Genomic DNA, 10,916 nt, shown 5'->3' on the forward strand with positions numbered 1-10,916 from the left:
GAGGCGTGTCGGTAGACTCGCGCGACGCGCCTCCTGCCGGACTCATTGTGCCAAGTACATCCTTCGCCGTTTCGCGGGCGGTCCCTGATCCGCCCGCAGCCTTGGCTCCCAGCCGCGGGGTGATCGACCGTTTCGTCGATGCACTGTGGATCGAGGACGGCTTGGCGCGCCTGACGCTGGAAGCCTACCGCCGCGACCTGCAGCTCTACGCCACCTGGCTGGCCGCCGAGAACGGCCGTGCCATCGATGCCAGCACCGAGCCCGACCTGCTGGGCTACATGGCCGCGCGCCATGGCCAGAGCCGGGCCACGACGGCCAACCGCCGGCTCACGGTGTTCAAGCGCTTCTTCCGCTGGGCCGTGCGCGAGCACCTGATTCACAGCGACCCGACTTTGCGTCTGGACGGTGCGCGCCAGCCGATGCGGGTGCCCAAGACCTTGAGCGAAGCGCAGGTCGAGGCCCTGCTCGGCGCGCCCGACGTGCATGAACCGCTGGGCCTGCGCGACCGCGCGATGCTGGAACTGATGTACGCCGCCGGCCTGCGGGTGAGCGAACTGGTGGCACTGAGCACCGTGCGCGTGGGCCTGCGCGAAGGCGTGCTGAGCGTCGTCGGCAAGGGCAGCAAGGAGCGCATGCTGCCCTTCGGCGCCGAAGCCCAGGCCTGGATCGAGCGCTACCTGGCCGAGGGCCGCGCTGCCATCCTGCGCGGCCAGCAAAGCGACGCGTTGTTCGTCACCAGCCGCGGCGGCGCGATGACGCGGCAGATGTTCTGGAGCCTGGTCAAGCGGCACGCGCTGACCGCCGGCATCCATGCACCGCTGTCGCCGCACACGCTGCGCCATGCCTTCGCCACGCACCTGCTGAACCACGGTGCCGACCTGCGCGCGGTGCAGATGCTGCTGGGCCATGCCGACATCTCGACGACGACGATCTACACGCATGTGGCGCGCGAGCGGCTGCGGCAGTTGCATGCGCAACACCATCCAAGAGGCTGAGCCCCGCCGCGGGCCCATGGGACTCAGGCGATACTCCCGCGCATCTCGGCCCGAGGCCGCTACCCTGGGGACACTGCCACCATGAGCAAGTTGTTGAAGTCGATGCTGCTGGTTCTGGCCGCAGCGCTTGGAACCACGGCCGCCGTCCAGGCCCGCCCGATCGAACAGATCAAGAAGGACGGCAAGCTGATCGTCGCGACCGAAGGCCAGTTCTCGCCGTTCAACTTCTTCCAGGGCTCGAAACTCACCGGCTTCGAAGTGGATGTGGCCGAAGCGATCGCCGCCAAGATGGGCCTGAAGGTCGAGTGGAAGACCATCGGCTTCGACGCCTTGCTCACCGGCCTGCAGAACGACCGCTGGGACATGGTGATCGCCTCGCACGGCATCACCGACGAACGCGCGAAGGCGGTGACCTTCGGCGAGCCGCACTACTGCTCGGGCGGCGTGATCGTGGCGAAGGACCCGGCGATCAAGACCGCGAAAGACCTGGCCGGCAAGGTCATCGCGGTGCAGGTGGGCACCACTTACCTCGAGAACGTCAAGAAGGTCGCCGGCGTCAAGGAAGTGAAGACCTTCCCGCAGGACACGCAGTCCCGCGCGGCGCTGCAGACCGGCAAGGTCGACGCCTGGGTCACCGACAAGTTCCTGGCCTTGACGGCCGCCAAGGAAGACGTCAAGTACGGCTTCAAGCTCGGTGAATTCCTGTTTGTCGAGCGCATCGCGCCGGCAGTGTCCAAGGGCAATACCGGGCTGATCGGCGAGGTCAACAAGGCGCTGGCGGCGATCATGGCCGACGGCAGCTACGCCAAGATCTCGACGAAGTGGTTCAAGGAAGACATCCGCTGCAAGTGATGCGCTTCGCCACGATGACGGGAGCCGCATGGACCTGATGCGCCTGTGGCCGGCGCACTGGAGCCGCCCCCAGCGCAGCAGCGCGGCACTGGCCACCGGTGCGCTGCTGCTGATCATCGCGCTGTGGGGGCTGGGCATCCCGCTGGCCTGGGCGCCGGAGCCCATCGGCAGCAATGCCCAGCAGTTTGCCGAGGCCAGCCGCATCACGATGCTGCTGACCTTGGTGTCCGGCGGCTGTGGTGTGGTGCTGGGCATGCTGGCCGCTTTGGGCAAGCTGTCGCGTTTGATGCCCCTGCGCTGGCTGGCCGGCGGCTACATCTGGGTGATGCGCGGCACGCCGCTGCTGGTGCAGGTGCTGTTCGCGTACTTCGCGCTGCCGCAACTGGTGCCGGCGCTGAACATGAGCGAGTTCAGCGCGGCCTGCGTGGCGCTGTCGTTCAACGTCGGCGCCTACAACGCCGAGGCCATCCGCGCCGGGCTGCTGGCCGTGCCGCGCGGCCAGGTGGAGGCGGCGCGTGCGCTGGGGCTGAACCGCTGGCACACCTTCATCGACATCAGCTTTCCGCAGGCCATCAAGATTGCGCTGCCGCCGCTGGTCAACAACCTGGTGGCGCTGCTGAAGGATTCGTCGCTGGCCTACACCATCGGCGTGGTCGAGCTCACCACCATCGGCAACCGCATCCAGGCCGCCACTTTCCAGGCCACGCCGACGCTGGTGACCACCGCGCTGATCTACCTGCTGCTGACGACGCTGCTGACGCTGATGTCGGATGCGATCGAGCGGCGCTTCGATGTGGAGCAGCGACTCGGATGAGTGCCGCGGAGCCTCTCATCGTCGTTGACAAGGTCAGCAAGCGTTTTGGCGCGGTCACCGTGCTCAAAGAAGTGACCACGCATTTCAACGCCGGCGAGGTGGCGGTGATCGTCGGCGCCTCGGGCTCGGGCAAGAGCACCTTGCTGCGCACGCTGAACAGGCTGGAGAAGCACGATGCCGGTCGCATCGTCGTCGATGGCATCGAGGTCGACGACAACCCGCGCCACCTGGACGCGCTGCGGGCCGAGGTCGGCATGGTGTTCCAGCAGTTCAACCTGTTCCCGCACCTGACGGTGCTGGACAACGTGGCGCTGGCGCCGCGTCGCGTGCGCAAGCTCACGCGCGCCGACGCGCAGGCACGGGCCATCGAGTTGCTCGACCGCGTCGGGCTCAAGGCCCATGCCGCCAAGCACCCGTTCCAGCTCTCCGGCGGCCAGCAGCAGCGCGTGGCGATCGCCCGCGCGCTGGCGATGCAACCGCGCGTGATGCTGTTCGACGAACCGACCTCGGCGCTGGACCCGGAGATGGTCAAGGAAGTGCTGGATGTGATGAAGCAGCTGGCCAGCGGTGGCATGACGATGATCGTCGTCACCCACGAGATGGGTTTCGCCCGCGACGTCGGCCACCGCATCCTGTTCTTCGACAAGGGCTGCATCGCGCAGGACGCGCCGCCGGCGCAGTTCTTCGGTGCCCAGGAGAACGAGCGCATCCGCGCCTTCATCGGCCAGATCGGGCGTTGACGGCGCGCAACAGCCCCTGGAGGCCCCTGGCCGCCGCCGCTGTGCTTGGCTGATACTGCCCGGCACCGAAAATTCCCGCAGGAGGGCCAGATGAAGAAGACTGCCTTGGCGACCGCCGTCGCCGTATGTGTGGGCGGCGGCATGGCCGCGCCGGTGTGGGCGCAGGCCAGCGGCGCTGCGACCGACACGCAGACCGTGATCGTCACCTCGCAGAAGCGCAAGGAGGACGTCAAGCAGGTGCCGCTGGCGATCACCGTGCTGGGCGGCGACGCGATGAAGGACGGCCAGATCGTCAACTTTTCCGACTTGGCCCGCTCGGTGCCGAACCTGTCGTTTTCGTCGCAGGCCGGTGCCGGCCTGTCGACGCTGCAGTTGCGCGGCATCAGCTCGCAGGCGGGCTCGGCCACGGTGGCGATCTACCTCGACGACATCTCGCTGACGACGCGCAACCTGTACAGCCAGGGAACGACCGAGCCCAAGTTCTTCGACATCGAGCGGCTCGAGGTGCTGTACGGCCCGCAGGGCACGTTGTACGGCGGCAGCGCGATGGGCGGCACCTTGAAGTTCATCAGCAAGCAGCCGAACCTGCGTTCGCTGGAGGGCGGGGCAAGCGCCGAGATCTCCAGCACCAAGAGCGGCGGCCTCAACGGCATGCTGCAAGGCGTGCTGAACATTCCACTGTCCAAGGACGTGATGGCCCTGCGCATCGGCGTGCAATCGGGCAAGGAGAGCGGCTACATCGATCAAGTGGACGTGAACTCGCTGAAGGTGATCGAGAAGAACATCAACGAGGCCCGCTGGGACGTCGTGAAGCTGGGCCTGAAGGCGCAGATCAACAAGGACTGGTCGGTGACGCCGGCGCTGTTCTACCAGCGCTACAAGAGCGACGACATCGACGCCGCCTACCGCGCGGTGGGCGACTACCAGAGCGCCAACGCCGGCGTGGTGCTGCCGCAGTTCCAGACCAGCAAGATCGTGCGAGAGCCTGGCTCCGACACGCTGACGGTGCCCAGCGTCACGGTCGCCGGCGACCTGGGCTTTGCCGATGTCACCGGCATCGTCAGCGGCTACAAGCGCCGCTTCGATCGGCGGCAGGACGGCACGTACATCAACTCGGTCTACATCGGCGAGGTGACGACCGACCGTGACCTCGGCAACAACATCATCCAGTACCTGCCGTCGGCGGTGGACCTGAACAACCGGGTCAAGCAGACCGCGGTGGAACTGCGCCTGGCCAGCAAGGACTACGAGGCGGGCGGCAGCCCATTCACCTGGCTCGGCGGGCTGTACTCGGAGCGCCTCAAGACCGAGGTGTTCGACAACGAGCCGGTCTTCGGCATCACCGAGGCCTTCAGGACGGCCGGCTACGACATCAACAACCCGGCCCACCTGCTCGACACCTTCTCCGGGGCGTTCGCGGGTGACAGCTCGTATTACAGCGCGCGCCATTACAACGACCGGCAGAGTGCGGTCTTCGGCCAGCTGACCTACCACGCCAGCCCGAGCCTGCGTGCCACCGTCGGGCTGCGGGCGCTGCGTGCCAAGCAGCACTTCACACGCGAGGGCGATTTCTACTATGCCGGCGGCCCGACCACGGCGGTGTTCGACTTTTCCGAAAGTGCCACCACGCCGCGTCTGGCGATCAGCTGGGACATGAGCAAGGAGGTCAGCCACTACGCGAACGCCACCAAGGGCTTCCGCCTTGGCTCGGCCAACCGACCGGTGCCGTTGACCGAGATCGTCAAGCGCGACCTGGCCGAGATGGGGCTCCCGCAGACCATTCCTGGCTCCTACCAGTCCGATGAGCTGTGGAACTACGAGGTGGGCAGCAAGATGCGTCTGGCCAATGGCCTGTCACTCAACGTGGCGCTCTACTACATCAAGTGGAAGGACATCCAGCAGAACGTGCGGCTGCCCAATGCCGGTTTTGACTTCGAAACCAACGTCGGCAAGGCGGCCAGCTATGGCTTCGAGGTGGACGCGCGCTGGCGCGTGACCAGTGACCTGACGATCAATGCCTCCGGCAGCACGACGCACGCCACCTTCTCGGAGGACATGCCGGCGCTGGGCAGCAGCGATGACGGGCTCAACGTGCGCAAGGGCGACCGCATCCAGGGCGTGCCGAAGTACAACGCCAAGCTTGGCTTCGAATACCGCTTCCCGGCCATGGGCAACAGTGCCTTCGTGCGCGCCAGCGCGGACTGGGTGGGCTCCAGCAAAGGCAGCTTCGTGCGCAGCGACCCCGACTTCGTGCGCCCGGGCTACATGACGGCCGATGCCAGCGTCGGCGTGACCTTCGACAAGCTTGAAGTCATCGCCTTCGTCAAGAACCTGACCAACAACGACAAGGTCATCCAGCAGCCCAACATCCAGGGCGTGGACACGGTCTACCACCTGCGGCCGCGCACCATCGGCGTGACCGCGAACTACGAGTTCTGACCCAGGTAGTCCAGCTCGGCTTCGCTGAAGCCGGCGCTGCGGCGGGCCGCCAGGTTGTACGGCGGCTTCAGCCGCGGTGCCGCGTGGCGCTTCAGCAGCAGCGGGTAATGCGCGACCGGGTCGATGCCGTCCCGCTCGCACAGCCAGCGGTACCAGTGGTTGCCGATCGCGACATGGCCGATCTCGTCGCGCAGGATGATGTCGAGGATCTCGACCGCGCGTGAATCGCCGGCCTTGGCCAGCTTGGCCTGGATCGGCGGCGTGGCGTCCAGGCCCCTGGCCTCCAAAGTACGCGGCACCAGCGCCATGCGGGCGACGATGTCGTGCTTGGTGCTCTCGGTCATGGACCACAGGCCGTTGTGCGCGTCGAAGTCGCCGTAGTCGTGGTTCAGCGTCTTCAGGTGCTCGTGCAGCAGCGTGAAGTGCAGCGCTTCTTCGCCGGCCACCTGCAGCCAGTCGACATAGAACTTCTCCGGCATGCCGGCAAAGCGCCAGATCGCGTCCAGCGCCAGGTTGATCGCGTTGAACTCGATGTGGGCGATGGCATGCAGCAGCGCCGCGCGGCCGGCCAGCGTGAAGGGTGAGCGGCGCGGCACCTGGTCGGCCGGCACCAGACGGGGCAGGGCCGGCCGGCCGGGTAGGACTGCAGGCTCGGTCAGCGACGCCTGGACATCCAGGGCCAGGCCACCGGCCTGGCCCAGGTCCAGCAGCGCCCGTGCGGCGGCCGCCTTGGTGGGCGGATCGGCAATCAAAAGCACCTCGAGGGCGCGGGCACGCATCTCCATCCTTAAAATGATACGTTTGATAGCGGAGGCCAGGATGGCGATCTACCAGTTGGGGGAGCACGTGCCCCGCATTGCCACCGGCGCCTGGGTGGCCGACGGGGCCCAGGTCATCGGCCGCGTCACGCTGGAGCAGGACGCGAGCATCTGGTACGGCGCGGTGCTGCGCGGCGACAACGACCAGATCACCGTCGGCCGCGCCAGCAACGTGCAGGACGGCAGCGTGCTGCACACCGATGCCGGCATCCCGCTGACGCTGGGCAGCCATGTCACGGTCGGCCACCAGGTCATGCTGCACGGCTGCACCATCGGCGACGGCACGCTGGTCGGCATCCAGAGCGTGGTGCTCAACGGTGCGCGCATCGGCCGCAACTGCATCGTGGGCGCCGGTGCGCTGGTGACCGAGGGCAAGGAGTTTCCGGATGGCGTGCTGATCGTCGGCTCGCCGGCCAAGGTGGCGCGCGAGCTGACGCCGGAGCAGATCGCCCGCCTGCAAGGCATTGCGCTGCACTACATCGAGCAGGCGCAGCGGCACCGCACGCTGCTCAAGCGCATCGATTGACCGATTGGCGCCGATGGACCAGCTTCACAAGTTCCTGTTCGAAGGCCTGGCGGTGCGCGGCATGCTGGTGCGGCTGGACACCGGCTGGCGCGAGTTGCTGTCCCGCCGGGCCAGCCGCGACGACGGCGGCCATGCCTTCCCGGCGCCGGTGCGGGCGCTGCTGGGCGAGATGACGGCGGCCGGCTGCCTGATGCAGGCCAACCTGAAATTCAACGGCGCATTGATCCTGCAGGTGTATGGCGACGGGCCAGTGAAGCTGGCGGTGGCCGAAATCCACCCGGATCTGGGCTTCCGCGCCACCGCCAAGGTGGTGGGCCCGGTGCCGGCCGATGCGCGGGTGGAGGCCATGCTCAATGTGCATGGCAAGGGCCGCTGCGCGATCACGCTGGACCCGCGAGACCGGTTGCCGGGCCAGCAGCCCTACCAGGGCGTGGTGCCCTTGCACGGCGACCGGCGCGAACCGCTGCAAGACCTGAGCGCGGTGCTGGAGCACTACATGCTGCAGTCCGAGCAGCTGGACACCAAGCTGGTGCTGGCCGGTAACGACGAGGTGGCGGCCGGCCTGCTGATCCAGCGCCTGCCGATGAGCGGCGGGGCCAACCTGGCGGGCGGCGCTGCGGTGCAGCGCGATGAAGACCAGATCGGCCACAACGAGGACTTCAACCGCATTGCGCTGCTGGCCGGCACGCTGACGCCCGAAGAGCTGCTGACGCTGGACCCCGACGTGGTGCTGCACCGGCTGTTCTGGCAGGAGCACCTGGTGCGCTTTGCGCCGCAGACGCCGCGTTTTGCCTGCAGTTGCTCGCGTGACCGGGTGGTGTCGATGCTGCGTGGCCTGGGCCGTGACGAGATCGATTCGATCGTCGCCGAGCAAGGCCAGGTCGAGATCGGCTGCGACTTCTGTGGTGCGCAGTACCGCTTTGATCCGGTCGATGTCGGCGAGCTGTTCACGCCGGGTCGCGACCAGCCGCCGGGCAGCGGCGTGGTTCAGTAAGGCCAGCTCATTCCAGGCCCTGCGCCGCGGCGCGCGCCAGGCGCTGCGTCGCATGTTCGCACTCCGGCGAATCGCACTGCTCGCAGGCCCAGAGCCATGCAGGCTGCGCGGCGTCGCGCGCGGCCAGGCGGGTGAACAGGCCGTCGCGCGGCATAGCCCGCTGGCGCAGCAGCGGCGCGATGGCGTCGATTGCGGCTTCGACGCGGGCCTCGCCGAGGCCGGCCACCAGCGACCAGCGCAGCCCCTGGCCGATCAAGTGCTGGCGCAGCAGCGCATCCACCGGTTCACGCACATGCGGGCCGTCGCGCTGCAGGCCGTCGGCCACCCAGGGCAGGTCCAGCGCGGTCAGCAGCGTCAGTGCGCAGCGCTGCTGCCAGGCCAGCGCGGCCGGGTACAGCGAGGTGTCGCCGAACACCATCTCGCTGTAGACGCTGGTCATCAGCGGCGTGGTGTCGCACAGCACCAGCTCGTGCTGCAAGGCCGCGGCGTCGATCCGGCGGGCCTGCTCGGCGGCGATGCCCACCTGTTCGTGCTGCAGCGGCGTGCGGCCGCGCTGGGCGCACCAGTCGCGCAGCAGTTCGGGCACCCAGGTGCAGCGCAGGCCGGTGGCCTGGGCCAGACGCTCGCATGCGCTGCGCGCGAGCTGGGTCTTGCCGGTGCTCTCGGCGCCGACGATGGCGATGATCAGGGACTCGTTCATGCCATTGCCACGCCGGCGAAGGCGCGCAGGTCCTGGCCCCAGGCCGAGGCGGCGATCATTTCCGCGGCGCTGCTCATCGCGCGATTGTCAAGCGCAACCAGGCGCGCCAACCGGCCACGGCCATCACGGTGAACACGGCGTAGAGCAGCACGGTGAGCCACAAACCCTTGTAGGCGAACAGGCCGATGCTGACCAGGTTCACGATCACCCACACCGGCCAGTTCTCGACCAGCTTGCGGCCCAGCAGGAACTGCCCGGTGATGCTGCCGACGGTGGGCAGCGCGTCGAGGTAGGGCACATCGGTGTCGGTGACGCGTGCCAGCAGCAGGCCCAGCAGCGGCCAGGCCGCCAGCGTCAAGGCCAGCGCCTGCCAGCGCTGCGCGGCACGGAGCGTGTGCACGCGCAGCGGCTCACCCGCGGCGCCGGTGCCACGCAGCCACTGCCACCAGCCCCAGCCGGCAACCACGATGAACAGCAGCTGCAGCGAAGCTTCGCCATACAGCCGGCTGTTGGCGAACAGCAGCCCATACAGCAGCGAAGCCAGCATCGCCAGTGGCCAGGCCAGCGGGTTCACGCGCATGTTGCAGACCACCATCCACACCGACAGCACGCAGGCGACGATCTCCAGCCAGGTGATCGCGCTGCCCCACAGCACGAAGGCCTCGGTCAGCGCGACGCCGAGCAGCCGCTGCGCGGCATCGAGCCAGGCTTGGCCCACGTCAATGCCGCGTTATCTGGACGAAGATCTCGTCCGGCTTGATCATGCCCAGTTCGCTGCGTGCGCGGTCCTCGACCATCTCCAGCCCTTGCCGCAGATCTTCGACCTCGGCCACCAGGCGCACATTGCGCTGGCGCTGGGCCTCGTTCTGCTTCAGCTGCGCATCGAGCTGGCTTTGCAGCCGCTGCGTGTAGGGCATGCCGCCATCACCGAACCACAGCGAGCCATGCACCAGCCCCAGCAGCACCAGCAGTGCAAGGGTGATGAAGCGCATCGGGTTGGATCAGGCGGCCCGCGCGGTCAGCGCAGGTTGTAGAAAGCCGAGCGGCCCGGGTAGAACGCAATGTCGCCCAGGTCTTCTTCGATGCGCAGCAGCTGGTTGTACTTGGCCATGCGGTCCGAGCGGCTCAAGCTGCCGGTCTTGATCTGGCCGGCATTGGTGCCCACGGCGATGTCGGCGATGGTCGAGTCCTCGGTCTCGCCGGAGCGGTGGCTGATCACCGCGGTGTAGCCGGCGCGCTTGGCCATCTCGATGGCGGCGAAGGTCTCGGTCAAGGTGCCGATCTGGTTGATCTTGATCAGGATCGAGTTCGCGATGCGCTTGTCGATGCCTTCCTTCAGGATCTTGGTGTTGGTGACGAACAGGTCGTCGCCGACCAGCTGCACCTTGGAGCCCAGGCGTTCGGTGATGTGCTTCCAGCCGTCCCAGTCGTTTTCGGCCATCCCGTCTTCGATGCTGATGATCGGGTACTTGTCGACCCAGGTGGCCAGCATGTCGGTCCAGGCCGCGGCGCTGAGCTTCAGGCCGCCTTCGCCTTCGAGCACGTATTCGCCGTTCTTGTAGAACTCGCTGGCCGCGCAATCCAGGCCGATGGCGATCTGCGAGCCGGCCGAATAACCCGCTTTGTCGATGGCCTCGAGCAGCATCTGGATCGCCGCTTCATGGTTCGCGACGCTGGGCGCGAAGCCGCCTTCATCGCCGACGGCGGTGCTCATGCCCCGGGCGTCGATGATCTTCTTCAGCGCATGGAAGACTTCGGCGCCGTAACGCACCGCTTCACGGAAGCTGGGCGCGCCGACCGGGATGATCATCATCTCCTGCAGGTCGAGGTTGTTGTTGGCATGTGCGCCGCCGTTGATCAGGTTCATCATCGGCACCGGCATCTGCATGCCGCCCGCGCCGCCGAGGTAGCGGTACAGCGGCAGGCCGGACTCTTCAGCCGCGGCGCGCGCGACGGCCATGCTCACCGCCAGCGTGGCGTTGGCGCCCAGCCGGGCCTTGTTGTCGGTGCCGTCCAGGTCGATCAGCGTCTTGTCGAG

General features: G+C 67.5%; 12 protein-coding genes. 7 read left to right on the top strand and 5 right to left on the bottom strand.

Annotated elements, in window-relative coordinates:
- Positions 1–101 precede the first annotated feature (101 nt).
- The 5 genes from xerD to VLK61_RS29285 all read left to right on the top strand — a co-directional run bounded on the left by xerD (position 102) and on the right by VLK61_RS29285 (position 5,840).
- Positions 102–995 carry a site-specific tyrosine recombinase XerD gene (gene xerD / locus VLK61_RS29265; protein ID WP_325426744.1) on the top strand — a complete coding sequence of 298 codons (894 nt, stop codon included), beginning with the start codon at positions 102–104 and terminating at the stop codon, positions 993–995.
- 81 nt (positions 996–1,076) lie between these two features.
- Positions 1,077–1,847 carry an ABC transporter substrate-binding protein gene (locus tag VLK61_RS29270; RefSeq protein WP_325426746.1) on the top strand — a complete coding sequence of 257 codons (771 nt, stop codon included), beginning with the start codon at positions 1,077–1,079 and terminating at the stop codon, positions 1,845–1,847.
- Positions 1,848–1,875: 28 nt separating this feature from the next.
- Entirely contained in the window at positions 1,876–2,661 is a 786-nt protein-coding gene (locus VLK61_RS29275; protein ID WP_325426748.1) for an amino acid ABC transporter permease, read from the top strand.
- Positions 2,658–3,401 (top strand): amino acid ABC transporter ATP-binding protein, encoded by a 744-nt coding sequence (locus VLK61_RS29280; RefSeq protein ID WP_325426750.1) that lies wholly within the window; start codon positions 2,658–2,660, stop codon positions 3,399–3,401. The genes VLK61_RS29275 and VLK61_RS29280 overlap by 4 nt, the downstream gene beginning before the upstream one ends.
- Before the next feature lie 90 nt (positions 3,402–3,491).
- Positions 3,492–5,840, top strand: a complete 2,349-nt coding sequence (locus VLK61_RS29285) for a TonB-dependent receptor (RefSeq protein ID WP_325426752.1) — start codon at positions 3,492–3,494, stop codon at positions 5,838–5,840.
- Here the strand turns inward: VLK61_RS29285 and VLK61_RS29290 are convergent.
- Positions 5,828–6,625: a ferritin-like domain-containing protein gene (locus VLK61_RS29290; RefSeq protein WP_325426754.1), complete on the bottom strand. Its 798-nt coding sequence runs from the start codon at positions 6,623–6,625 to the stop codon at positions 5,828–5,830. The two genes, VLK61_RS29285 and VLK61_RS29290, sit on opposite strands and share 13 nt — an antisense overlap.
- A gap of 34 nt (positions 6,626–6,659) precedes the next feature.
- On the opposite strand from VLK61_RS29290, the gene VLK61_RS29295 reads away from it, so the two are divergent.
- Both VLK61_RS29295 and VLK61_RS29300 read left to right on the top strand, forming a co-directional pair.
- A complete protein-coding gene (locus tag VLK61_RS29295; RefSeq protein ID WP_325426756.1) occupies positions 6,660–7,184 on the top strand; it encodes a gamma carbonic anhydrase family protein in 525 nt (174 codons plus the stop codon).
- Positions 7,185–7,197: 13 nt separating this feature from the next.
- Positions 7,198–8,178: an Hsp33 family molecular chaperone HslO gene (locus VLK61_RS29300; RefSeq protein WP_325426758.1), complete on the top strand. Its 981-nt coding sequence runs from the start codon at positions 7,198–7,200 to the stop codon at positions 8,176–8,178.
- Positions 8,179–8,185: 7 nt separating this feature from the next.
- Here the strand turns inward: VLK61_RS29300 and VLK61_RS29305 are convergent, their stop codons facing one another.
- The 4 genes from VLK61_RS29305 to eno all read right to left on the bottom strand — a co-directional run.
- Positions 8,186–8,878, bottom strand: a complete 693-nt coding sequence (locus VLK61_RS29305) for an ATP-binding protein (RefSeq protein ID WP_325426760.1) — start codon at positions 8,876–8,878, stop codon at positions 8,186–8,188.
- A 73-nt stretch (positions 8,879–8,951) separates the two neighbouring features.
- Positions 8,952–9,596: a nicotinamide riboside transporter PnuC gene (gene pnuC, locus VLK61_RS29310; RefSeq protein ID WP_325426762.1), complete on the bottom strand. Its 645-nt coding sequence runs from the start codon at positions 9,594–9,596 to the stop codon at positions 8,952–8,954.
- A gap of 1 nt (position 9,597) precedes the next feature.
- The gene (ftsB, locus tag VLK61_RS29315; RefSeq protein WP_325426764.1) at positions 9,598–9,870 is read right to left on the bottom strand and encodes a cell division protein FtsB; all 273 of its coding nucleotides are present in this window, start codon (positions 9,868–9,870) and stop codon (positions 9,598–9,600) included.
- 26 nt (positions 9,871–9,896) lie between these two features.
- Positions 9,897–10,916: phosphopyruvate hydratase (gene eno, locus VLK61_RS29320; RefSeq protein ID WP_325426766.1), on the bottom strand; the 1,020-nt coding region annotated here is incomplete at its 5' end.

The sequence above is a fragment of the Aquabacterium sp. genome (assembly GCF_035476535.1).
GTDB lineage: Bacteria > Pseudomonadota > Gammaproteobacteria > Burkholderiales > Burkholderiaceae_C > Pseudaquabacterium.